Here is a 24,343-nt window from a genome sequence, read left to right as displayed (position 1 = left end):
ATCCAGTCGACAGAAAGCGCTCCAATCCTCCAGGCAACACAGCCCGAAAGCACAGGAGGTAGAATCGATCGATGCCTGTACTTTTACATACTCAAAACGATGTTCCTCGCCCAACGCAAGATCTTACGAGCTCCCTCGACATATCTGGCCGCATCTTCTGCATTGATGACCTCATCGGCTTCCTCCGGTGGCGTATCCATATAGAACGCCTCTGGATGGAAAGGGGTGAGTTTTTCCATCTCCGCCAGAATCTCCGGGGGCGCTCCGACCCGCGAACCCAGGGCATGTAAATCATGGTCATAGCGCACGCGACGACCGAATTTCAACAGGCTGACGGCTTGCGCGGATTTTTCCGCAACCTGATTACAGTAGTCAACACAGGCGAAATGCCTACCAAGACTCAGTTCAAGTGCCGCGGTCGCCATATCTTGCGCAGCCTCTGCGAATAATCCACAGGCACCCTGAACATCGCTGTCCGGGGAAGCATCTTCATCCTCTGCATCAGAAGAGAGCTGTGGATCTACTCGCGGAACAGAACGGTCCTGCTCAAGGGAAACACCCTCAATGAGTAGATGTTCTATTTCTTCTTCCTGCATATTATATTTCTCTTCTTCCATCTGTGACATAGCTGTATCCTCGCTGGGTGCCTGATCATCGGGCCTGTTGCAATTGCGTATGGCAAAGCTTTTTACCTTGCCTTTCCACTATCCTCCGTTATGGTATTCCTGAGAGGTCTATTGTGTCAATGCTTTAGGAATTAGCTTCTAGTACCGTACAACCATGCAAGCACATTTTACTCACTTTTATCATGTACTGGAGATTGCACGTTCAGCCACGGCGGATTAAAACGCGCTATTTCCTGATACACAGGACATTCAGGGGTATGGGCTCCCGGGAGGTATCCAGTGCTCATCAGGAATTCGTTGACGATCTCCCCACCAGTAAAGACAAAGGTCTTTTTGAAGAGTCGACGCCACCGCTCTTTTGTCAGGGGATGATGATAGTCCAGCCAGCCTGCAAACGATCCATACTGCTCGCGCAGTTGGAGCAGGCGCCGAGCATTCTCTATCGTGGCCTGAATTTTCAGCCGATTGCGGATAATGCCCGCATCGGCCAGCAAGCGCGCTTTCTCCACCTCCCCATATGCAGCCACCCGTTCCAGTTGAAAGCCCTCAAAGGCACGCCTAAACGCTTCTCTTTTCTTTAAAATGATATGCCAGGATAACCCGGCCTGGTTGATCTCCAGAATCAGACGCTCAAACAGCGCCGCATCCTCACGCACCGGGAAGCCATATTCGGTATCATGATACACACGGTGAAGATCATGCGTTTGAGCAAACTCACAATAGGTCTGTGACATACAGCTTCGATCCTTGCTGTTCAAACCTCTGGCTTCTATAGTACCATCCGAAGTACTGTTTGTCTGCCCTTTTCCTCTGTTCTTTATCGGTACAAGAAAACTATGATAGAGATACCGGAAATCCCGATGTTCCCTCTTCAGAAATACACTCCTCTATCCACTTTTCCCGATCTGCTTTCTCGCCGTTTTTCATGCAATGCCGTATTCCTCGTCGCCAATGAGTGAATATTGCTCAGAGGGAGCAAGTGTGCTATAGTGTGCGCCAGAAGTGCAAACACATATTGACAAAACCGTTTTTTTGATCTATTCTCCAAGCGAGAGAGAATAGCTACTAAGGCAAAAGCAAGTTCTGTGAGCGAAATACGAGCCATTTCATACAATCCGGGATGGTCAAGCACAGGTGTGACGGTGTATCGCAGGCGCTCGCTGTGCCTGAATCGGTCATGGTCCATCTATCACCACATCTGCTGAACGCTCCTCATACATTGCTGGAATTCCTACAAAGGCGGACTGATTGTTCATTGAAAGACAAAACACCATTGGCAGAATCGGACAATCTGGATAATATGCAACCGGGCTACCTCGGCCCTACTCCTCCTCCGGGTCAGCTTCCTCCCAGAGGTGAGCGCCTGTGGGTTGAGCATCCAGAACAACTCCTACAGGCAGTATCCCGGCTCCAGCAATCCAGAATTATTGCAATTGACGCAGAATTTACGCAAGGACGTTCGCGCAACAGTGCCAGCACAGTCCCTCGTCTGGCTCTTTTGCAACTGGCTATCGACAAGCAGTGCTTTGTTATTGACGCGCTACGCTTGCATGATCTCTCCCCTCTGGCATCCGTCATCGGCAACCCGGAGCAGATTATCCTCTTGCACGGTGCAGGCGCAGATATTCGTGTGATGGCTGAGCGCGGACTGCATGTCGCTCACTATTTCGATCTTGAAGCCACCTGTCGTTCGATCTTCGGCCAGCATGAATCCTCACTGGCAGCCATGTTACAGCGAGCCTTTCATATCCGACTGGATAAAAGTCTCCAGCGCACCGATTGGACCCGTCGTCCCCTTCCTCCCGCCATGATCGCCTATGCAGCTCGCGACGCCGAGGTCACGCTTGCGCTCTACTACTGGCTTGATAAACACTATCATGCCATCCTTCAGCTTCACGAGAACACCGACACTATTGAGCCGGTTGCCCCATGGATTGAGCCATTTTTGCGAGGAACGTCCCATACGTCAGCCGAAGTTGCCATTGCAGAAGCGCGCACCCGGGGTCTCATTCGCAATAAGGCACAAATCTACGCTGATTGCCGGGCAGCTCTCTCCAGTATTATACATCCAATGCGACGCAATCGTCTCTTACGCCTGATCACAGATCTATCACTGGTTCAACTGGCCCCTGAGATTATGCCCCTGTTGAACGCTCCCACCTCCGATGAGCGAGCTGGAAGCGCCCGGGCTCTGGGCCGTCTGGGGATTCGTTCAGCGCGTGAGGCAGTAGAGGCACTATTACAGGATCCAGTGCAGGATGTGCGTAAATCAGCTCAGACCGCGCTTCGCAATCTGGATGATCGCCACCCGCGTCACCAGCGTCCCCTTTCCAGCAAAGCGGCCAATGGCGCGCGTAGCTGGATCCTTGACGAACCGGCATCCTCGGAGCAATCTGATGAAGACAATGACTGGAAAGCCCGCCTACGCTCGATGATGGGCTAGCATATCCGGGGGGACTTCCCCCGGATAGAGTGATTACGTACGCTTCTGTTTCCCTGCTTATTTTCTTCTGGGCAAACGCGTGCCAACCCACACGAGGAATAAAAATAGGGAGATAAGACCAATCTGGCGTATTCGCTTTGCCCAACGCTGCTCTTCTTCTGGATTATGCGCACCGATTCCAAGCAGGCGCACACATTTCAAGGTCAACGGAACAGCCTCGTCTTCCTCTTTCAGTTCGGGAGGCGGAATAATGATGATATCTCCTCGCGTCTGAACCACTGGCTCTTCTCGTTCCGCAGTCGCCACACTGCTCCCTCGACGGGAACGCAATTGATCAGCCAGCGCCATAAAGAATTGCTGTGTCAAATGCTTGGCCGCACCACGCGCCATAGGTACAGTCAGCCGCGCACTGAGATTCCCAAAGGCCAACGATCCCTTGTATGCAAGAATCGTATTCCCATTTCGCTCATTGAGATGAATAACCCCATCTCCATTGACACAGTTCTGTTGCTCCCCTTCACCAGTAATAGTGAAGCGGCAGAAGTAGGGGTACTGAAGATCATCTATCGTCACTCGCCCTGTATATCTTCCAGCCAGTGGAGCCTGCTTTACATTCAACGTTATTTCGTACACATCTTTGTCAAGACGCTTGATTTGTTCCAGGCCGGGAAGCGCCTGCCGCAATACTGCCTCATCAGACAGACATTGCCACACCTCTTCCAGTGGTGCCTGTAGCGTGTACGTTCCTTCAATGTTCATAAAGAGCACTTCCTTCTCAAAAAAATTGTTGCTCTACACGTACGGCTTTACGCCCATTATAGGGGAGAACCAGTAGCATCGCAACGTCCTATGGCATATTTCCCCTCTTCCTACCAGTCGTTCATGCTCTAAAACAGATACGTCTCAGCCCCTCGGATGGTACTTCTAGATGCACATCCCTGGCCTCTCGGCCTGCTATCTCCTGTAAAAACGGCCTTTCTTTTTCACCCGGATGTGCTATATCTCTTGTATTGAAAAACCAAAATATGGTATGTTACGGCTAAATGCTCTCTTATTTCTCTGAGAGTATCTTTTGATGGACTGGATCGTTCGGAGGGTTGCTGATGTCTGAGCGCAAACTGACGGGGAGATCTATTCCCCTGCGCGTCCGTTTTCGTCCTTCAACCAAACAATTACAGAAGCAGTCAGAACATCCGCTGACGTCACCGCCGCCTGCCGCTACACAATCAGGTGAGCGGCGACAGGTCACACCACAGATTCGCGATCAGATCAGCGAGCTGCTTCGTCTCGGGCGCCTGCTGCGCGCAGATCTCGGGCTGGATGAGGTGCTTCAACAAATCGCTTCCTCGATCGCCGCCTGTACTGGCTTCCGTATTTCCGTCATCAATCTGATCGAGGAGAAAAACCCCTACATCATGCCCGTTGCCTTCGTTGGCATCCCGGAAGAACAACAGGAGATTCTGCGCTCAACGCATGATCTGGTAGAAGATTTCCTCAATGTGATGCGCCCGGAATTTCGCATCAGCCAGAGCTATTTTATCTCACATAAACAGAACATTGACTACAGTATCTCGTTACTTACCGCGCCGCTGAAAGAGCCGGAAGAAGAGAACGACTGGCATGCAGAGGATGTCCTGTTGATCCCACTGTTCAGCCCCCGAGCACAAAAGCTGCTTGGGTTGCTCTCCCTTGATGATCCCGTTGATGGCAAGATTCCTTCTGAAGAGCGCATTGAGGTTATCGAGCTTTTTGCCCAGCAGGCAGCAATCGCGATCGATCACGCCCGGCTCTTTCAGGAGCACGAACAGGAACAACAGGCACTTGAACAGAGCATCTCCCGCTTGCAAGAGGATATGGAGCACCTGAAAGGTGGCGATCTGCGCACACCTCTCCATTCTACTCACCCCAGGCTCCAACCTGTTGCCGAAACCTTCAATCAGGTGCTTACTGCGATTGGCTCACTCCTTGGTCATGAGCAGCACACCACACAGGAAGTCGATGAACAGACCAGAACCCTCTGGCGCTATTCAGAACTGCTCACACGCAACACCGATCAACAGGCCCGACAGATACAACAGATCTCCTCGGTCATTCAGAATTTCTATACGCTCCTTCAGCAGGTCTCCGAGCAAATCACCCGTCTCTCAGCCCATGCCGCTGAGGCGATGGAAGTATCAACCGAGGCACAGAACATTGTGGATCGCACCATGAACGGCATGAGTCTGGTTCGCGAGGCCACATTACAAACTGCCCGCACTATGAAGACGCTCGGTGAGAGCAGTCAGGAAATCAACGAGACGATTTTGGACATCTCAGACCTGACCGTGCGCATGCATCATCTGGCACTCAACGCCGCGATTGAGGCAACACGCGCAGGCGAACGCGGACAGGGATTCGCGTTGATTGCTCAAGAGCTCCGTGGTCTGGCCTCGCAAAGTTCAGAGGCTGCTCGCAAGATTGGCTCCTATGTGCGTTCGGTGCAGCATGAAACGTCAGCGGTCGCGCATAGTGTGGAACAAAGCACACAGCAGGTTGTGCTACAAACAGAGCTGGTAACTCAGACCGGAGTTGCTCTTGACGCATTAAGTACTGTGATAGAGCGGCTCTCGGACCTGATCCAGGACGTTTCGGCCTCCGTTCAGCAGCAGGCGCAGGGATCACAACTGGTTATCAGTGCGATCAATGAAACACCGCAGATGACGGACGCTATTCATCGCCATGCCCTTGAGATTCAGCAAGCCCTGACTCAACTCACAGAACAGACAGCGGCTCTTCGTTCACAGCTCTCTGTTTTTCGAATCCCACTACGCCCAACCGAGGAAGAACGCTGACCCTGCAACGGCTCCGCATTTTCACCTCGAACCTGTGAACTTGTTCATAGCCTCATGTCCATATTTCTCTCTACAATACAGGTGCTTGCAAAACAAAGCAGATAGCCCAATTCGCTATTCAGTGGTAAAAATACCTATCCAGTAATACATTTTTCCAACGTCTACAGGATATAATACATAGCATTCAATCTATTTCTCAACCAGGAGTGCCTTGATGAACGCAGCGAGTAGCCCGCCGGGCCCTATCTCGGTCCAATTCCTCACCGGTCCATTGAAAGGAAAATCGTTTCCACTCAATAAGCCGCTTATTACCCTGGGGCGCGAAGGAAGCAACGATGTTGTGATTCCTGACCCGAAAGTGTCCAGACATCACGCTCGTATTACCTGGAACAACGGTAGCTGGATGCTGGAAAACCTCTCGCAACACAGCATTGTTACCGTCAACCAGAACAAAATACAACAAGCCGCGATCTCACATAATACGATTGTGGGATTAGGAGAAGATACCACATTTGTCTTTCTTGCGCAGGCTGTATCCCCACCGAATCAGCCATCAAGCCCACAACAAATGGTGCTTTCTGCACACCAGCCGGCGGCAGCATTCGCGCCAACGCCTCCACCCGTAGCGGCTATGCCCAATGGGCCTGCCAGCCCTGTACCTCCTCCTTCCAGAGGACTGGCACCAGATAAAACAGCCATCGAAGGAATGCCATCCCTGGAAGTAAGCAGTAATATTCAGCGGGAGAAGCAGTCGCATCGTCTGCTCAAGCCAGTGATCAATATCGGGCGCAATCCCCAATGCGATATTATCATCAATGAGCCGGTAGTCTCAGGCTTTCATGCACAGATTGTTCGCGAAAATAATCAGTGGGTGCTGGTTCACCCTCATCCCTCACGCGGCCAGACCTTAAACGGCTTGATGTATCAAGGCCGTATCATTCATGGCAATGAGCAATTTCGGAAGCCTCTGGTACATGGGGATATTTTTCGTATCGGCGACGAACACGGCACTCTTGTCACGCTGACATATGATGATGGCAGCGGCACTTCTCAGGAGATTCCCCCTGAGATTCATCCGATACCGCTTGGTGCTCCATCGATCACACTCGGTCGCGCGCCTAACAACATGGTTGTGCTTAATCATCCCCAGGTCTCGGCTCACCATGCCCGCCTCGATCAGCAGCCTAATGGTGGCTATCGCTTGCTCGACCTTAACAGCACCAACCATACTTACATCAATGGACGTCAGGTCACCAACCATCTGCTTGCAGCCGGCGATGAAATCCGTATTGGTCCCTATCGTCTGACCTATACCGGCACACAGCTCACCCAATATGACGAGAGTAACAGCATCCGTATTGATGCACTCAACCTCTACAAAGAGGGCAATAATAAAGTTATTCTGCTCAATGATATCTCTCTCGTCATTCCGCCACGTAAGTTTGTGGCGCTGGTCGGTGGCTCAGGCGCTGGTAAGTCAACCCTGATGGATGCATTGAACGGCCTGCGTCCTGCTCATAAAGGAGTTGTCCTCTACAACGGGCAGGATTATTACCAGAACCTTGCCGCCTTCAGCACGCAGCTTGGCTATGTGCCACAGGATGATATCGTGCACCGCGAATTGACCGTCGAGCGAGCGCTCTATTACGCGGCGAAAATGCGCCTCCCCAGCGACTTCACCAGGGAGCAAATTGAGCAACGCATTAACGAGGTCCTGGAAGATGTTGAGATGACACAGCGCCGTAAATTACTGGTCAATCGCCTTTCTGGCGGTCAGCGCAAACGCGTCTCGATCGCACTGGAATTGCTGGCAAACCCGAGCATCTTCTTCCTGGATGAGCCAACTTCAGGCCTTGATCCCGGCCTGGACCGCAAGATGATGTATCTGCTGCGTCGTCTGGCAGATCGCGGACGCACCATCATTCTGGTAACGCACGCGACCAACAATATCAATGCATGTGATTATGTCTGTTTCCTGGCTCAAGGGGGTCGTGTCGCTTACTTCGGGCCTCCAAATGAGGCTAAGGCGTTTTTCGGGAAATCGGACTTCGCGGAGATCTATAGCGCTCTCGAACCCACTCCGGAAAACCCCCGAATTCCAGAAGAGGCCGAGGCCCGCTTTAAGAACTCGCCTGATTACTATCAGTATGTGGTGACCCCGCTGAACGAGGGGCAGGCCAAACGCGCAAACGGACAGTATCAGCAGCAGCAAATCAAGCGGGTCAAGCGCGGCAATCCCTTCGCGCAATTCTGGTTGCTTGCCATGCGCTATGTTGAGTTGCTCAAAAATGATCCTGGTAACCTGGCTCTGCTGCTTTTACAGGCACCGATTATCGCGCTTCTGCTTGTCTTTATGGTCCGCTTTGAGATCGGAACCGGCATCTTTAATACAGACAAGATCGTGATGTGCCGCACGCAGACGCTGGTGGAAGTCACAGACAAGCAGACAAACCACACCCAAAAAGCGCCGCTGATGATGCCTGAGGCAAAAGAGAAAGATACTGTCACCTGCGATAAGGCGCAGGACTTCCTGCAGAAGTACAAGGACGCAAAGGAGGGCCCGGAAGCCGCACGCGATCAGAATTTTATCCCGGCAAAAGAGCTGCTCAAGCAGAATGACAATGATGTGAAGAAAGCACTGCAAGAGTTCCTGATGCCGGGCTATGGTCAGGATGCTCAGACGGTCCTCTTCATTATGGCCTTCGGCACCGTGCTATTCGGCTGTATTAACGGCTCACGCGAAATCGTGAAAGAGGCGCACATTTATCGCCGTGAACGCGCTGTCAATCTTGGCATTCTACCCTACATGTTCTCGAAGATCATTGTGCTGAGCATCCTCTGTCTCTTCCAGGCCGCTGTGTTGCTCGCCATTATCCATATCGGCGAACCATTACAGAAAGGGGTCTTTCTCCCGGTACTGCTGGAAGTCTATATCACGCTGGTGCTCTGCTCAATTGCCGGTCTGATGATCGGTCTGACCATCTCCGCAATCGCGCCAAACAATGACCGAGCCATCAGCTTTGTGCCGATTATCCTGATCCCGCAGGTCATTTTTGCTGGAGCTATCATTCCCTTTAAGGACTGGTTCCTGCAAATACCGGCCTTCATCTTCCCAACACGTTGGGCAATGGCCGCGCTTGGCTCATCAGTCGGCCTGCATAGTGATAAGATCAACGGAGACAAGCTCTTCGGTGACACCTACACCTATCAGGGTCAGCTCTTCAGCACCTACTCGCAGAATGAGTCGGTTCAGCGCATTCTCCTGGCCTGGGGTGCACTGATAGCCATTATTGTTGTCCTCACAATCCTGATCGGCCTGTTCCTCAAGCGGAAAGACGCTCGTGTCTAAACCGGACCAACAAAAAGGGAGCACCTGTCTGAAACAGATGCTCCCTTCTTTTTCGTGCTAGAGATTGCTTAGTGTCGGTACCAGAACTGGTCCCATGCTTCCCAGAACGTATTTGCCGTTGAATAGACAATACGTGAACCATCAAACTGCACGCCCTTACGCCCGATAAAGTCGCTGACGCGATCCGGGGTTGCTAGCTCGACCTTGAAGGTGACGGGGCCTTCAAATTTCAATGGTTTGGGCCAGTTCTTCTGGCTTAACGCCTGTGCAACACGCATCTCGATCAGAGCACAGGCATCTTTCGGAGCCAGGCTACGAGCAGTGAAACGCCCCAGCCCTTTTTTCACAGCAGCCGTGACGACCTCTTTCCCGAGCAAAGTATGAACCTCACGGCAGGTTGCCTCATCACCCGAGGCAAACGCAACCGGCACATCCCAACAGCCCGCAATAGCCGCCAGAATGCCGCTCTCACCAACCGGAATATCATTGATCCAGGCATTGTGCCACGACTCGGTTGAGACCGTATGGCACAGTACACCATCGGGTGTCCCGGCCATCGCATGCGCACCGACAAAGAGAATGGCGTCACATCCCTGTTCAAAAGCTTCGATATAGCGCGCCCACGGATACCCGAAAACATACTGAGCCCCCGATTCCAGGCGATCCGTTAAAAAGCTTCTGAAATTATATGCGCCTCCGGCGCCATGACAGTCGACAACGATGACCTCATTTGCCCCGGCAGCACGCGCACCGCGCACCGCTGCATTCATTTCATCGGTATAGAGTTTTCTTCCTTCTTCATACAGAGCGGTTCCCCCTGTCACCTGTTCCCAGTTTTCAATACAGGAGATTCCTTCCATATCACAGAAAATAACTACACGCATTCTCTCCTCGCTTTCACTCCAGTTTCAGAATCCCTTCTTGAAACAGAGAAAGTTGATATGTCTTTTTATTGTACACTCAGATACGCCCCTTCCGTCCAGCCCTTTGCCGCTCTCAAGCGTTTTTTCCCGTCCTGAAAGAGGGTCAAATTGAGTGCACAAGCGTGCAGCCAAAAAGAAACACTATACCGTCTGTCCGCGCTTTCTCTCTCTGCGTGCCTGCTTCTCTGCATACTCCTTTTCGAGGCGAGCAAGCCGTTCACGCTGTCGTGGGCTGAGCTCATATTCACGATACACCTTTTTCCCGACCCACCAGCCAATCACCCCGCAGATGACCGCGCCTGTCAGCGAGATAGGCAGAGCCCACCCGCCAAGGATAGAGCGCTGAAAGATGAACAGTGAAAGCCCGACCGTAATCATCAGCATACCCATCATGCCAATAACGACGCCCATACAGCATCCCAGAGGCCCACCGTGTGCCTCGGGCACCTGTTGTTCAGCCTCTTTGGCCTCGGTTCCCGGCTCCTCTTCCCCTTCACGGACTGTCTGCTCTTCACGAGCCGAAGAATATTCTTCTACTTGAATATCATCGAATGCATCCGACACTCTTTAAAATCCCTTTTCCCGAATGATCTGGCTGACTTAGAATGTGCCAAACTGGCGGTCTCCCGCATCGCCAAGACCAGGGACAATATAGCCATAATCATTGAGTTTCTCATCAAGCACAGCGATGTAAATGTCGATATCTGGATGCGCCTGAGAGAGTTTGAGCAGACCATAGGGCGCTGCAATGATCCCAACATAAGAAATGCGCTTGATCCCCTTGCGTTTCAGAATATTGACAGCATCGATTGCTGAGCCACCTGTTGCAAGCATTGGATCAACCGCATAACAGATCTGAAGATCAACTTTGTGTGGCAACTGGTTGTAATACTCCATCGCCTGAAGTGTGCGTTCATCACGCTTCAAACCGAGGTGCCACACCTGAGCATCCGGAATTACCTCACGGAAGCCTTCCGCCAATCCCAGGCCAGCCCTGAGAATGGGAGTAATGCCAATCCCGCCCGCCAGTCGATAGCCGGTCGTACGTTCTAGCGGCGTATCAATTTCCCACGGTTCTAACGCGAGATGGGCCGTTGCCTCGTATGCAAGCAGTGCTCCAACCTCTTTGACGAGTTGATAGAACTCCGCCGATGAGGTATGTTTATTCCGCAGTGCCGTCATCTTATGGGCCATCACAGGATGAGTGGAGATATGCACACGCGGAAGCTTTAATACTTCCTCTCGTGTTGGCTGCGGCACCCCTTGCATAGGAAGCTTCTGCCTCTTTTCCTGGGTATTTGTATCGATCATCTCTACTTGCTCCTTTGCCTTATGGCAACTTCTCTCGGAATTGTAGCAAAGTTGTCTTTCGTCGTCGAGTATCAATTCAGTTCACACCCAACCATTACGGGTTGTCCCTCGTTACAGCGCTCGGAGGGTATGTTATACTACATGCATGGTAATAGGAGTATGTTCTATCACGCTTTTTCTGCCTGCATCGCAGACACTCAAAGACAAGCGGCAGATCGTCCAATCAGTGGTCACAAGGATACGCAACCAGTTTTCCGTTGCGATCGCGGAAGTTGCGGAACAGGACCGCTGGCAACTCGCAGAACTTGGCGTTAGCTGTGTCAGCAACGACAGTCGACACGCCGCCGAGATTCTTGAACATGTCCGAAATTACATTGAAGAAACGCGCCCTGATATCGAAATTTCAAACTTTGAGACTGAAATCATGCACTGGTAAAATGCTATGTCAACACCTATGATAGATATACCATCGCACCCGTCGCCCCCCTCTACAACACTCCTGGGCGTACGGGTTGATCTCCTCTCACAAGCTGAAACACTTTCCAGGATTGACCAAATTGTAGCCCTTCATCGTAATACTACTGATATACCCTGTCGACAAATCGTCACTGTTAATACAGAGTTTATCATTACAGCTCAGCGGAATCCGTTATTCCGCCAATGCATCAATCAGGCGACGCTGGTTGTCCCCGATGGCATGGGCGTTGTCTGGGGCACGCGGTATAAAGGGGAGCCAGCACCGGAACGCGTCACAGGGACTGATACACTGGCGGCATTGGCTCCACTCTGTGCCGAAAAAGGCTATCGGCTCTATCTGCTTGGAGCCGCACCAGGTGTTGCCGAAGCGACGGCCCGCATTCTGCAACAGAAACATCCGGGGCTGATCATTGCCGGTACCTACGCGGGCTCTCCCGCCCCGGCTGAAGAAGAGGACATTCTTGCTCGTATCCGTGAGGCAAAGGCCGACATACTCTGTGTCGCTTATGGCGCCCCCGCACAGGAGCTCTGGATTAGCCGCAATCTCTCGCGCCTGCCCGTTGCGGTTGCGATGGGCGTCGGTGGTGCGTACGACTTTCTTTCTGGACGCACGCCTCGAGCCCCCAAACTGATGCAGCGTCTCGGACTGGAATGGCTCTACCGACTCTACCGTCAGCCCTGGCGCATCTGGCGGATGCTGGCTATTCCGCGCTTTATGGTACTGATTTTCTTGAAGGAACAGAAGAAGAAGAAGAAGAAAAAACAATGACAGCGCAGGTTGGAAACACCTCCTATTTGAGGTCTATCATACAGGCATTTAAGGGAAAGCGGGTACTGGTCATAGGGGATATGGTAGCCGATGAATACTTGATTGGCAACCCGACCCGCATCGCTCGGGAGGCTCCCGTGCTGATACTGGAGCTTTTCGAGGAACGCCTGATTCCCGGTGGCGCCGCCAATGTGGCAGTCAATGCCCGCACGCTGGAAGCTGAGGTCTATCTTGCAGGCGTGGTCGGCGATGATGCGACCGGCGAAAAGCTTCGCGCCGCCATTCGGGAGCTTGGCATGCATCAGGATGGGCTGATTACTGATCGCTCGCGCCCCACCTCAACCAAGACCCGCATTATGGCCGGAAGCTCACAGGTGGTCCGGCAGCACATTGTGCGCGTTGATCGCGTCGATACATCGGAGATTAACGATGGCTGTAAAGGCCCGATCATCGATTATATTCGCGATCTCTTGCCCGAAATTGATGCTATTGTCCTTTCTGATTATGAAAACGGGGTCATCAGTCCGGATATTATCAACACCTGCATCCCGCTGGCTCGGGAACAGAACAAGGTTGTCGTGGTTGACTCACATGGTTCCCTGTTCCGTTTTCAGGGCGTAACCGCACTCACACCAAATCAGCCAGAAGCCGAACTGACGCTTGGCATGAAAATCAAAACGCTGGACGATCTGCATGCTGCGGGGGAAAAGCTTTTGAAGGGAAGCAAGGCCAACAGCGTCTTGATTACGCGTGGTAGTGAGGGGATGAGCCTGTTTGAAGAGGGGCAAGAGCCGTTGCACCTGCCGGTTTACCCGTTACCGCATGCCAGCGAGATCGTTGATACCAACGGCGCCGGCGACACTGTTGCCGCTACTTTTACGCTGGCTCTGGCCGCCGGAGCCAATAAGGCTGATGCCGCCTATCTGGCAAATGCTGCCGCGTCACTGGTGGTGCGTCGGCTTGGCTGCGCCAGCAATACTCAAGAGGAACTGATGAGCATTCTACGATGAAAAGTATGAAAAATAGAAATATGCAGCTTTCAATCCAACAAAAGATACTCGCGCGTGCCACGCTTGCAGACATCGTACGCCAACGCCAGGCCGCAGGAGAGCAAGCTGTATTCACGAACGGCTGCTTTGATTTGTTACATCTGGGCCATGTACGCTATTTGCAGGAGGCGCGTGACCTCGGAGATTTCTTGATTGTCGGCCTGAACGCGGATGCCAGCGTGCGTCGCCTTAAGGGAGAAGAACGCCCACTTGTGCCACAGGAGGAACGCGCCGAGATTCTGGCGGCGCTTCAGATGGTCGATTATATCACTATCTTTGATGAGCCAACCGCCGAGGAGCTGGTGAATACGCTCCGTCCCTCCATCTACGTGAAAGGCGCGGACTATGCCAGCGTACAGAACAGCCTGCCCGATCCAAAACGTTTACCCGAAGCAGCCGTCGTCCAGGCATATGGTGGAAGTGTACGTTTACTTGCCTATATTCCGAATCACTCCACAACTGAGCTTATTGCCAGAATCCAACGCCTCCCGTCACGTTCCTGAAACAGGATCTTTGTGCTATAGCAGGGGGAAAATGCTTTCCCCCTTCGTTCTTTCTGTAGAATTCACACAAATAGAGAAACCTCCGCCTGCCCTCTTGGTTTTTTGATATCCGGTAAGGAGCACCATTATTGATGGCAAAAGAAAATAAGGTAACAAAAAAAGAACAAGACATATCGCAATCATCTGAAGAGCAAACTTTGATAACGGTTCCATCCTCTTCTACTGATACCATTGCCCCCGAAGCTGAGCCAATCCCCACTGTCGCGACAGCTACACAGGACGCTGAACAAGCGGCTCCACGCGGCGGCCTGATGAAGTCCGCTTCGCTTGTAGGGCTGGGGAATTTGGTCAGCAGCCTGGTTGGCATGGTCCGTCAATCAACGGTGGCCTCGCTTGGCCCGGTCCTTGCAGCAGCCTTTAGCGCAGCCCTTAGCCCGGCACAGCGCTTTATCGACCTGCTGGTGACGGGAGCAGTCACCGGAGCTCTGGTTCCTACCTTTAATGATTATGCGGCAGATGAGAAGCGCACCGAGATGCGCCGGATTGTCTATACTGTCGTCAATCTGATTCTGCTCATCACGATTATCTCAACGGTGGCATTTTATTTTCTGGCTCCAGTCTTCTTTGATAGCTTTCTGGTTTCTGGCTTTGATGCGACAAACAAGCCACTCACCTTACAATTTGGACGCATTATCTTCTGTTCACTGCTCTTTCTTGGTCCTTACTATGTGCTTTCGGCAGCTCTCTACGCCCTGAAAGAATTCGGCTTCCCACCGCTGGCTCAGGCAAGCTACCATATTGGTATCATGATCGGTGTGGCAGGAACGACGCTACTCGGAGCGCATTTTATCGGCCTCTACGCGCTACCGCTTGGCACCATTCTGGGCACAATGGGTGAGGTTGCAATTCTGATTCCCGCACTTCGACGGCATCGTCTGGGCTATATGTTCGTGCTGGATCTAAGTCACCCGGCGATTCGACGCATCCTGAAGCTCTATGCACCGATCGCGGTCAGCTTTATCGTCAGCATCGCGGTCACCTTTCTGGATACACACCTTGCCTCGGATGCACCCTGTGCCGCGGTGCTTAATAATACAAGCGCCTGCGGTGAAGCCAATATCAGTGCAATGACCTTTGCAACGACATTGATTCAGTTTCCACAGGGGTTAGTTGGAACTGCACTCGGGGCGGCTGTGCTCCCCTTTCTGAACGAGTTTGCCCGTGAGGGAAATCTAGAACGCTTCAAAGAAATGTTGCGGCTTGGTTTCCGCCTGGGATTGCTGCTGATGGTTCCGGCGATGGCGGGACTGCTGCTGCTCCAGTATCCCATTATGAGCGCCCTCTTTGAACATGGCGGCTTTAAAGCTGAAGACGCCCTCAATGGTGCGCTGGCGCTCCAATACTACTCTTTCCAGCTTCCCTTTATCGCCATTGATCAGCTCGCGATTTCCGCCTTTTATGCGCGGAAAAATACGGTTATCCCGGTGATTGTCTCGTTCATCAGCGTTCTGGGGTACCTTCTCATAGCGCTTCCCTTTTCCCATACATGGGGCATGCCCGCGCTGGCTTTCGCGAACAGCGTTCAGAACTCGCTGCACGCGATCATCCTGTTGATCTGGCTGCGTTTCGCGATTGGCGAACTGCATCTGCGCACCATGATTCCGTCAGTGCTCAAGATTCTTGTTGCCACCCTGATTATGGCGGCGGCGGTCTGGGGGCTCCTGCAAGGTATTTCCATTGTGCCCTTGCCAGTGAACAAATTCATTGGCAACGTTATCAAGCTCGCGGTGTGCGGTGGTCTGGGGGCGGCGCTCTACTTTGTGGTTGCTTCGCTGTTGAAAGTGGAAGAGATCAGTATGGTCAAAGGTGTCCTGCTGGCAAAACTGGGCAAGAAAAAAGCGTAGGAATCGAAAAAGAAGGCGGGGAAGGTCAGCTTCTTCGCCTTCTCATTTCTCAGGGGACTCGGGCAAAGAGGTCATTTTCACCAACCACATCTTCACCGACACGCGATGTCGCGAGCTGATAATATTCGGTTGCGCGCCAGCGCCGTTGTAGCTCTGGCGGGATCTGGGCAAACGGGCTACTCGGATTGACCAGTGTTCGATGACGAGACATCGCCCACTCCTTGCGATCACTCCATTGCTCTACATCAAGCACCACGCTGATCTGTTCATCGGTCATTCCTAACTTTGAGGGATCAAGGCCCTTAAACGCGCCCTCAAAGTCCTGCCCTTCCAACCAATCTTCAATCATCCGAATCTGGCGCCGAGCAAAGGCACAATAATAGAGCTTTGAGACCGCGTGCGCAGGACCCAGTTCAGGATAGAGAGCGCCATCTGCGGCTGCATGAAACGCGCTGGTCGCATACCGATACATCAAAATATGATCCGGGCTACCATACCACCCTGTCTCATCGAAGGTAATAAGCACCTGCGGTTGAAACTCTCTGATGACTTTCACCAGGCGTCCAATCACATCTGCTCGCCGGGCATTCAGCAGCGCCAGGGGATGATGGTTTGCCTCAACACCGGCCATCCCGGAATCTCTGAAGCCTAAGAACCAGAGATGCTTCACATTGAGCATCTCAGCAGCCTCACGCATTTCCTGTTCTCGTATCTCACCCATATTTGCAGGCGCGGTCAGCAAGGGATCTGCAACCTCTCCTACCTCGCCTCTTGTAGCGTATGCCAACCCCGTTTCAACACCCTCATGTGCATAGTGTAACAATGCTCCACCAATCATCCCTTCATCATCGGGGTGCGCAAACACGCCGAGTAGTCGCTTCGCTGACATAGCTCTTTTCCTTTGTGTGCTTTGTAGTCGGTTACTCAGGTGGAACCTATTGCTAATGTAGCGTATCCACCCAAAATCTGCAATAGAGGACGGGCCCTCTGGTTGTTACTCTCTCTATGACTGCTACGCTATTCCCTCAGGAATAGAAAGTTTTTCTAGTATATTTCACTATATTTTCTATGCAAAATATGTTACAGTATCTTTGGTGGATCGTCCGTCTCCTCTGAGGATACGATGTTGACGCCGGAAAATCACGGAATGTACTCCTTCGTTGGAGGGACTCATTTCAAAGGAGATCGCTGCATGACACGAGCAACGCTTGACAAAGAACTCAAGCTCTTAGATGAGCAGATCCTGCGTCTGGGGCAGATGGTAGATGACGCATTGGGGCAGGCGCTTGAAGCGCTAGCAACCGGTGATCTGGCAAAATGCAGCCTGGTCATCGAAAATGATAATCTTATCGATAGTCTACGCGCCGCAATTGAGGAACATACAGTGCGCCTCCTCACGCTTCAGCAGCCGCTTGGAGGGCGTGACCTGCGCTTTCTGGCCTCAACACTCTCCATTGCCGGTGACCTTGAACGCACGGGCGATGGCGCAGCCGGCATAGCGCAAAATGTCCTGCGTATGGCCCCCTTGCGCGGCGAAACGATGCCACATGTAACCGTTGATAAAGCCGCCAAAACCGAACCCGGAGCAAACCACGGTGAGATCACAGAGCAATCCATAATGGATGGCTTACAGGATCTTGGTAAAGAGGCGCGCCGGGTGCTTCAGGGCACAATGAAAGCGTTTAAAGATCGCGATGCCCATGCCGCACGCTATATCTGGGAAGAGGACGATGTGGTCGACGTCCGTTACCATCTGGTGCGACATGATTTAATGGCAATGCTATCCGGCGCTCGTGCCATTCCAGCCCTTCAAAGTGATTCACTGATCCTGCAACGGCTGACATACTTGCTCTGGATTGCACATAAACTAGAGCGCGTAGGCGATCATTGCTCGAATATCTGTGAACGTCTGCTCTTTATTATTGAAGGTGAGGCCTACAATCGCCCGACCAGTGAGCAGTAAAGCAGCGAAGGCACATCCTTCCCCGGGTATGCGCAGAGCGTCAAAGCGGATACCCGGAGAAGGAAAGGAGTATTTTAAGCGGCTCTTGTATCGCGATCTACAACGGTTAATTCACCGGTATTGATATCAATCACCAGGCCGTGGACCGGGATGCGCGGCAGATAGGGACTCTTGCGAATCACCTCGACGACCTCCTGCACATTCAGGTGGACATCATGGAACGCGCCCATCCACTGCATCAGCTTTTCGATGCTCCCCAGTCCTTCTTGCTCAATCAAGCGCTGCGGGTCCACCCCCAGAGCTTGCATTGAAGCAGAGAGCGAGATTGGATTGATCTTTGTCAAGCCGCACTCGGTATGACCAATCACCAGCACTTCACGCACACCCAACAGATAGACACCTCCAGCAATCGAGCGAATCAGGTCATTCTGCTGATGCTCGCGCTCAGGCTCAGAAATCGTTGCTCCTGCTGTTCGCAGTTCCAGAACGTCACCGCGTTCCAGGCCTAGCGCGTCCTCAAACATGCGCACGAGACGACAATCCATGCAGGTAACAATCGCGGTATGCTTCCTCGGGGCCGACGCAATCTGTGGCGGCCTCTGATTTTTTACAAACTGTTGGTTATGCTGCAAAATCTCATCTAACATCATTCACTGCTCTTCTTCCTTGAGATATTAGCGCTTTGACCACGCCTGTTATTTGAAAGGAACATACTGCCCGTTATCCTCATAACGATAGATCGGATTTCCAGGCTTATATTCTAGCTTACCATCATCTGTACTACTTAACCAGAGGAGCACCGGTGTATTATCAGGAACCTTGACCGGATACTTCCAGTGATTCAGTCCGCCCGCACCGCCAACCGCCAGCAACCAGGAGCCACCATCATCTTCAATGGTATTCGGTTCCAGACTGCGACAGCGCCGAACATCGGGATCAAGCTGATCGTCGACCTGAAAATAACAGGCCTGTAAGAGATAGTTCCGGGCTGTTACTCCCGGTTGTGCGTATGGGTAATTGGGAAAATTCTTCACAGTCTGACGCACAAACTGGCCCTGTACCCAGACCCATGCACCTTCCTCAACGGTCAACGAGCTATACACGAACACGGTCACTGTATCCTGAGACTGTTTTCCCACCTGTACCGTCAGCTTACAGCCCTCGGCACAATCCGGCTTCTTCTCTTCCTCATCATCTGAAGCTGTCGCGCCTTTCGGGATTGTGATAAGCGGGGTAGGAGTAGGAACTGCTTTCTCCTGCGGCGTTGCCGCGAGCTCCACTTTCTTCACAACGCCTCCAAGCGCCACCAACGGATATTGAGGAGCGAGCCGCAATTTCATGCCCGGTTGCAGCTTATGGCAGTCCTGCCCTATCGCTTTATTCAGGATAGCGACAGTCTCCGGCTTGCTATCACTGAAGATCGTTCCGGCCTGATTCATATTCATCTGATAGGTCAGCACACTGTTACAGGAATCACCTTCCGCCACAGTATAGGTAATAGTTCCAGCAACAGGCAGAACAGCCGGGTACGGAAAAGGTGGACGGGGTTTTGTTTCCGCGGTATCATCCTTCTTTGGATCACCCATGACATAAAAGAAATTTGAAAGTGCCGGAAATACATTACTTCCCGCATGGACCGCAAAGTTAAATCCATCAACCAGATATCGGTAGGTTGGAATCAGAAGCACGATTAAAGGGACGATAATCAGTAATGATTTCCAGCGATGAAATTGAACAATAGAAGCTACGCTTCTTCTGGCAGGTTGTGTGTAAGAACGCCGAGCCATAAACCAGACTCCCATCTCCATAGCAAATGATACGTTCAAGAAGGCTCTTCGCGACAGTAAAAAAACACGTCTGGCAGCAAAGATCGTTCACAATCCGTTGACTGAACAAACGCTTCCTCCACACCTCACACCTTCCCCTATCATTATAAATGATAAGGCCGAGACTTTTTCACTCACAAATTTGTCATCAGGCCGCCAGAACACACCTTCTCTCGCCTCCTCTGCCCCTTTTCCTCTTACTCCGTTTCTACATCCAACAACCAAAATAAAAGAAGACAGGGAACGATGATCTTTCCCTGCCTGCATACCACATTGACGGAGCCGTTATGCGACCTCTGCTTGTTTGTTGCGTCTGCCACAGAGCAAGAGGACAAGCAGGCCAATTCCAAGCAGGCCCGCCCAGAGAGGGAGAGCGAAGAGCGTTTTGTCATCTTTCCGAACAGAGATGATTTTCACCTCATGCAGTTTTCGCAATACAGACATTTTACACACCTCACAAAATAGCTTTTCTTGATATATATTTTTAATTCTATCTATACGATACACCTGAGCAAACTGGAAGTCAATGCAATGCCAGAAAAATACCTACCAGTACTATATTTCCCCCTGAAAAAGGCCAAAAAAAACAACTGCCATCGGAGCGATGGTCAGTTGTCCTTTTTCTGCGACTCCAGGATTAGCGTCCGCGACGCTGTCTACGACGCTGGGCTTCAGCCTTGCGCTTACGACGGGCCTGAGGACTTTCATAGAATCGGCGTCGGCGTGCTTCCGAGAGAATCCCCGCTTGCTGCACCTTGCGGTTAAATCGCTTCAATGCAAACTCGAAAGAATCACCCTCATGTACGACAATATGTCCCATAGCGACTACCAACGCGATCTACGGGACGCACCCTGTGACTGGTAACAGTCATTGCAATAAACGGGACGATCATCGCGAGGCTGGAACGGAACCTGTGCCTCATTGCCACAGCTAGCGCAGATAACGGTATACATCTGACGGCCACCGGAGCGCTCTCTTCCGGCACCACGACCACCGGCATTCTGACGGCGTGCAGCGCGGCAGGAAGGACAACGTGAAGGATCGTTGGTCAAGCCCTTGCTTGCAAAAAACTCTTGTTCACCAGCGGTAAAGACAAACTCCTGATTGCAATCGCGACAATACAGGGTCCGGTCAGTATACATCATGTCAACAACTCTCTTTTCTGACTGAACTGATTGTTTCGGTTAACTTTGAACTACTTACCTGCATTGCGAGCTTCTCGTCACTAATAGATTGTGGCTCATCCGTTTCTTGGCCTCAGTGATCTTTCTAACCTTCCTGACACCTGTGCGCTGTCGCGACAGTTCTCTTAGCCTGATAACCCGCTGGTTTTGGCACTGTCTCGCATGTTCTGGACAAACCATAGAACTATTCAGAGCAACTCTGCACCTTACAGGTCAGCTCAGTATACCACAGAATACTAACCAACACTAGTCTTCTTTTTGCCTACTTACATTTTTCTAATTAGAATCTAATCTTTCCCCGTACTCTCACTTTTCCCGCTATGATTGCAAAAACGTCTTTTATCTGCCTTTTGGCACAACAACTCTCCTTTTTGTCTCCCAAACTCAACAAAAATATCCTCTTCTTGGACTCAACCATATGGTATAATAGGGGCGGTAGAAGGGGATTCCCCCATCTCCTCTTTCTCTTCACGAGAAAATACTATAACGTTTCTATTCAATCTATCTGTTTACCTTTCTGCTGGCTTATCCGTTCTTCTTGGTCGACACGCATCTACTCTCAATCCTATACCATGAAAGAGTGTCATGAAAGAAGTGGATCACTGTGTAAACGGGGACTTGCGACCATGTTTGATCTTTTTACATCGAGATTCAGTGAACAGGCTCTGGCAACTGTCCTTTCCGCTGAGATTCGAGGCAACCGTATCCGCGACCACAAATTTCACTATGAGTTTTTGATAGAGGTCAGGCCAGATAATCGAGCGCCTTTTCGCACAACCATTCGGGGATACTTCAATGCTGTCGCCTTACGTCCACGCGTTGGGGACGTTCTGCGCGTACGCTATAACCCCAAAACGTTGAAAGCTCGCTTTGTGCTCAAAGGCGATGTGCGCTATGATCATAATGTCCTTGAATATACTGGCGACATCAGAAACGACTATAAGTTGCTGGCAGCCGATCCCCTGCGCTACCAGAAGCTGGCGCAGAAACATCGCCCTGCCCAACTCAAGCAGCCCGGCTCACATCCTTATGCACCGAAGCCCGATCATCGGCAAAACTCCAGATCAACCGACGAATTCGGGAAAATCCTGCAATAACCCTGTACGGGAAGGCTCTGCCTTCCCGTCGTTTCTTCTCCAGAGACGATGTGATACACTGATACAGGCAACCTCCCTTTTCCGCTCATAGGAAGAGAGAACGCCAACCACTCTCACAGACAGAAGGAAGCACATGACTGACCCCGAGCAGAAACCCACTTCTCCCAGACGCCGCCCGGGTGGCCGCAGCGCCCGCATTCGTGCCGCCGTGATGGAGGCAACCATGCAGATGTTAAAAGATCGGGGCATAGAAGGGCTGAACGTCGCCGAAATTGCCGCCAGGGTTGGCGTCCCTGAATCAACGATCTATCGGCGCTGGAAAAGCCGCGAAGGCCTCGTCGTTGAGACAGTTCTTGCCCGAATGAACGACACCATTCCGCTTCCGGACACGGGTAGTTTTCGCTCTGATCTTCATGCACTGCTACAGCAAAGCGCCTCTTTTCTGGAATCTCCTGACGGCGTCCTGCTGACACGCTCGATGTTTTCAACCATGAACCGCACCGACTCCGAGGCCCGCCAGCTCTACTGGCAGACGCGCTTCAGCCATCTGGGCACGCTCGTGCAACGTGCGATTGAGCGGGACGAGGTCAGACCGGACACTGATCCAGGCGCTTTCATTACGGCGATGACCGGCGCCCTCTATGTGCGGATGCTGGTACTGGAAGCTCCTTTAGATGCTGCTTTTCTTGACCAATTAGAACAGATGTTTCTGCAAGGCGTCCTCAAACAGGACAAAAAAATTGATGCATAAGGAAGGAATGCGGTTCCCTATACACCAATCATGGTTAGAAGAAATAGTTCTGCCCTTTGCACTGGCTGTACTCTCTTATGAAAACGACCCCGATCTATGAAAGCTCCTCCAGAGCCCGGGATACTTCGGTATAACATGGTTCCCACTGCTCCAAAAGCATCGTAAACCTTTCTATTGTTTCTCTATCATCCGTTTCTGTCAGCCACAGTTTTGCTTCTTCTATCTGGCGTTGCTGACCAACTAACCAGGATTGTACACGCTCTATCACATCATCGGGCCTTCCTCCACGGGAGGTCAGATAGGCTATGACCAGTTCTTCGCCTGAAGCCAGAACCAGTGAAAGTTGCAATAATGCTGACCGCAATACCCGCTCTCCCTTGCACACCAGAACTTCCCGCAGCTGAAAGCGCCCATACTGCTGCACGATCTCACCAAGCTCTTGTGTTAGATACATCGCTTTCACCATTGAAAGAGCCTGCTTTTCTATGAATAAAGCAGGTTTTTCAGTAAACATTCTACAGCTTCAACACTCTCTACAAAAATGGTGGTATGTAGCGTTTCCTACAAAACAACAATCACTACATAAAACGCAATATGTCCCTGTTTGTTACTGGAATAGCCATTCCTCCTATTCCCATTCTCCCCTTGAGCGTGGCCTACCAGGACGAATGGGCCACCTCTCTACTGTGGACAAGCAGTATTGCGCTACTACCTCTTCTTCAGCAAATATCCCATCTCTGTTATACGTAGCTTTTGCGCCTTCCCTCACCAGTAAGACGAAAGCCACCCGTGCATAGAAAGCCGTTGCCTCATCAGTAGAGATCAAATCAAGGCGCGTGCGTGGATACAGGTCCTGGCAGACCTGTAGTAGTGTCTTGCCCACTTTTCTGCCACGATAGCGGGCATCAACCAGCAGTTCCGCTATAAACATCGTAATCATCCCGTCAGTTGATCCCACGCACAATGCCAACGATCTGTTCAGGCTGACTGTCGACCGTGACCAGCGCGATAGAAGAGTTTTCCAGACTTGCAGCGCCTCTATGGGCCGCAAGGCGGGAGTCAGCCATCCCTGTTGTATAGAGAGACGCTGAACCGCGGAGAAGTCTGCTTCCGTCCAGGTGTACAGAAACAGGGTCGGTTGCCCCTCAATGGGCCAGCGTTGATCGGATATAGACATTGCGGCTCCTCCTTTTCATCGATTCATATGACGCTCCACATTCATACAATAGAGAAAAGGAGGGAAAAAGGTGCATTACACATGAAGTACCAGTCAGAGAAGATCCTTTTTGGCTACTCATGGCATTCTCAAAACGGTGCAAGCATATGCCCTACAACC

The 24,343-nt window shown here is 51.7% G+C and carries 25 protein-coding genes; 11 read left to right on the top strand and 14 right to left on the bottom strand.

The genetic code is table 11. The features are described 5' to 3' along the window. Window positions 1–83: 83 nt before the first annotated feature. Window positions 84–626 (bottom strand): HEPN domain-containing protein, encoded by a 543-nt coding sequence (locus tag KTH_RS26550; protein ID WP_111326184.1) that lies wholly within the window; start codon window positions 624–626, stop codon window positions 84–86. 167 nt (window positions 627–793) lie between these two features. Beyond that, a complete protein-coding gene (locus KTH_RS26545; protein ID WP_111326183.1) occupies window positions 794–1,360 on the bottom strand; it encodes a DNA-3-methyladenine glycosylase I in 567 nt (188 codons plus the stop codon). Window positions 1,361–1,899: 539 nt separating this feature from the next. Between KTH_RS26545 and KTH_RS26540 the strand changes: the two genes are divergently transcribed. After that, window positions 1,900–3,069, top strand: coding sequence for a hypothetical protein (locus tag KTH_RS26540; protein ID WP_170211512.1), 1,170 nt, complete (start codon window positions 1,900–1,902; stop codon window positions 3,067–3,069). A gap of 57 nt (window positions 3,070–3,126) precedes the next feature. On the opposite strand, the gene KTH_RS26535 is transcribed toward KTH_RS26540, so the two are convergent. After that, a complete protein-coding gene (locus tag KTH_RS26535; protein WP_111326181.1) occupies window positions 3,127–3,828 on the bottom strand; it encodes an SRPBCC family protein in 702 nt (233 codons plus the stop codon). A gap of 344 nt (window positions 3,829–4,172) precedes the next feature. Here KTH_RS26535 and KTH_RS26530 point away from each other — a divergent pair, with 344 nt between their 5' ends. Both KTH_RS26530 and KTH_RS26525 read left to right on the top strand, forming a co-directional pair. Beyond that, entirely contained in the window at window positions 4,173–5,900 is a 1,728-nt protein-coding gene (locus tag KTH_RS26530; RefSeq protein ID WP_111326180.1) for a methyl-accepting chemotaxis protein, read from the top strand. A gap of 214 nt (window positions 5,901–6,114) precedes the next feature. Next, the gene (locus KTH_RS26525) at window positions 6,115–9,249 is read left to right on the top strand and encodes an FHA domain-containing protein (RefSeq protein ID WP_111326179.1); all 3,135 of its coding nucleotides are present in this window, start codon (window positions 6,115–6,117) and stop codon (window positions 9,247–9,249) included. Between the two features lie 68 nt (window positions 9,250–9,317). On the opposite strand, the gene KTH_RS26520 is transcribed toward KTH_RS26525, so the two are convergent. The 3 genes from KTH_RS26520 to upp all read right to left on the bottom strand — a co-directional run bounded on the left by KTH_RS26520 (window position 9,318) and on the right by upp (window position 11,441). Next, on the bottom strand, window positions 9,318–10,133 hold the full coding sequence (locus KTH_RS26520) for a M55 family metallopeptidase (protein WP_111326178.1): 816 nt from the start codon (window positions 10,131–10,133) through the stop codon (window positions 9,318–9,320). A 180-nt stretch (window positions 10,134–10,313) separates the two neighbouring features. Then, complete coding sequence (locus tag KTH_RS26515) at window positions 10,314–10,736, bottom strand: hypothetical protein (protein WP_111326177.1); 423 nt, start codon at window positions 10,734–10,736, stop codon at window positions 10,314–10,316. Between the two features lie 36 nt (window positions 10,737–10,772). Continuing rightward, the gene (upp, locus tag KTH_RS26510; RefSeq protein WP_111326189.1) at window positions 10,773–11,441 is read right to left on the bottom strand and encodes a uracil phosphoribosyltransferase; all 669 of its coding nucleotides are present in this window, start codon (window positions 11,439–11,441) and stop codon (window positions 10,773–10,775) included. Window positions 11,442–11,628: 187 nt separating this feature from the next. Between upp and KTH_RS26505 the strand changes: the two genes are divergently transcribed. From KTH_RS26505 to murJ, 5 genes are all read left to right on the top strand, one after another. Then, a complete protein-coding gene (locus KTH_RS26505; protein WP_111326176.1) occupies window positions 11,629–11,919 on the top strand; it encodes a DUF503 domain-containing protein in 291 nt (96 codons plus the stop codon). 6 nt (window positions 11,920–11,925) lie between these two features. Next, window positions 11,926–12,729: a WecB/TagA/CpsF family glycosyltransferase gene (locus KTH_RS26500; RefSeq protein ID WP_497621904.1), complete on the top strand. Its 804-nt coding sequence runs from the start codon at window positions 11,926–11,928 to the stop codon at window positions 12,727–12,729. Further along, window positions 12,726–13,739, top strand: a complete 1,014-nt coding sequence (locus tag KTH_RS26495) for a bifunctional heptose 7-phosphate kinase/heptose 1-phosphate adenyltransferase (protein WP_497621903.1) — start codon at window positions 12,726–12,728, stop codon at window positions 13,737–13,739. The genes KTH_RS26500 and KTH_RS26495 overlap by 4 nt, the downstream gene beginning before the upstream one ends. 20 nt (window positions 13,740–13,759) lie before the next feature. Then, complete coding sequence (rfaE2, locus tag KTH_RS26490) at window positions 13,760–14,281, top strand: D-glycero-beta-D-manno-heptose 1-phosphate adenylyltransferase (RefSeq protein ID WP_497621901.1); 522 nt, start codon at window positions 13,760–13,762, stop codon at window positions 14,279–14,281. 131 nt (window positions 14,282–14,412) lie between these two features. After that, the gene (gene murJ / locus KTH_RS26485; RefSeq protein ID WP_497621899.1) at window positions 14,413–16,185 is read left to right on the top strand and encodes a murein biosynthesis integral membrane protein MurJ; all 1,773 of its coding nucleotides are present in this window, start codon (window positions 14,413–14,415) and stop codon (window positions 16,183–16,185) included. 49 nt (window positions 16,186–16,234) lie between these two features. Here the strand turns inward: murJ and KTH_RS26480 are convergent, their stop codons facing one another. Beyond that, window positions 16,235–17,074 carry a PIG-L deacetylase family protein gene (locus tag KTH_RS26480; RefSeq protein ID WP_497621897.1) on the bottom strand — a complete coding sequence of 280 codons (840 nt, stop codon included), beginning with the start codon at window positions 17,072–17,074 and terminating at the stop codon, window positions 16,235–16,237. A gap of 303 nt (window positions 17,075–17,377) precedes the next feature. Between KTH_RS26480 and KTH_RS26475 the strand changes: the two genes are divergently transcribed. Next, window positions 17,378–18,148 (top strand): phosphate signaling complex PhoU family protein, encoded by a 771-nt coding sequence (locus KTH_RS26475; protein WP_111326171.1) that lies wholly within the window; start codon window positions 17,378–17,380, stop codon window positions 18,146–18,148. A 74-nt stretch (window positions 18,149–18,222) separates the two neighbouring features. Here the strand turns inward: KTH_RS26475 and KTH_RS26470 are convergent, their stop codons facing one another. The 5 genes from KTH_RS26470 to KTH_RS26450 form a co-directional block, all read right to left on the bottom strand. Continuing rightward, a complete protein-coding gene (locus KTH_RS26470; protein WP_111326170.1) occupies window positions 18,223–18,798 on the bottom strand; it encodes a beta-class carbonic anhydrase in 576 nt (191 codons plus the stop codon). Window positions 18,799–18,843: 45 nt separating this feature from the next. Beyond that, entirely contained in the window at window positions 18,844–19,935 is a 1,092-nt protein-coding gene (locus tag KTH_RS26465; protein WP_497621895.1) for a hypothetical protein, read from the bottom strand. Window positions 19,936–20,259: 324 nt separating this feature from the next. Beyond that, window positions 20,260–20,418: a hypothetical protein gene (locus tag KTH_RS26460; RefSeq protein ID WP_497621893.1), complete on the bottom strand. Its 159-nt coding sequence runs from the start codon at window positions 20,416–20,418 to the stop codon at window positions 20,260–20,262. Between the two features lie 193 nt (window positions 20,419–20,611). After that, window positions 20,612–20,794, bottom strand: coding sequence for a 30S ribosomal protein S21 (rpsU, locus tag KTH_RS26455; RefSeq protein WP_111326168.1), 183 nt, complete (start codon window positions 20,792–20,794; stop codon window positions 20,612–20,614). 5 nt (window positions 20,795–20,799) lie between these two features. Next, the gene (locus KTH_RS26450; protein WP_111326167.1) at window positions 20,800–21,120 is read right to left on the bottom strand and encodes a zinc-ribbon domain containing protein; all 321 of its coding nucleotides are present in this window, start codon (window positions 21,118–21,120) and stop codon (window positions 20,800–20,802) included. A 665-nt stretch (window positions 21,121–21,785) separates the two neighbouring features. Between KTH_RS26450 and KTH_RS26445 the strand changes: the two genes are divergently transcribed. Together KTH_RS26445 and KTH_RS26440 are read left to right on the top strand one after the other, a co-directional pair. Then, window positions 21,786–22,256, top strand: coding sequence for a hypothetical protein (locus KTH_RS26445; RefSeq protein ID WP_497621890.1), 471 nt, complete (start codon window positions 21,786–21,788; stop codon window positions 22,254–22,256). A gap of 133 nt (window positions 22,257–22,389) precedes the next feature. Next, window positions 22,390–23,007 carry a TetR/AcrR family transcriptional regulator gene (locus tag KTH_RS26440; protein WP_497621888.1) on the top strand — a complete coding sequence of 206 codons (618 nt, stop codon included), beginning with the start codon at window positions 22,390–22,392 and terminating at the stop codon, window positions 23,005–23,007. A 94-nt stretch (window positions 23,008–23,101) separates the two neighbouring features. On the opposite strand, the gene KTH_RS26435 is transcribed toward KTH_RS26440, so the two are convergent. Next, on the bottom strand, window positions 23,102–23,461 hold the full coding sequence (locus KTH_RS26435; protein WP_497621887.1) for a hypothetical protein: 360 nt from the start codon (window positions 23,459–23,461) through the stop codon (window positions 23,102–23,104). 174 nt (window positions 23,462–23,635) lie between these two features. Beyond that, a complete protein-coding gene (locus tag KTH_RS26430; protein ID WP_497621885.1) occupies window positions 23,636–24,184 on the bottom strand; it encodes a GNAT family N-acetyltransferase in 549 nt (182 codons plus the stop codon). Between the last annotated feature and the right edge of the window lie 159 nt (window positions 24,185–24,343).

The sequence above is a fragment of the Thermosporothrix sp. COM3 genome, from assembly GCF_059696735.1.
The sequence above is the reverse complement of the archived record's forward strand: the minus strand, read 5'-3'. Positions and strand labels throughout refer to the sequence as shown.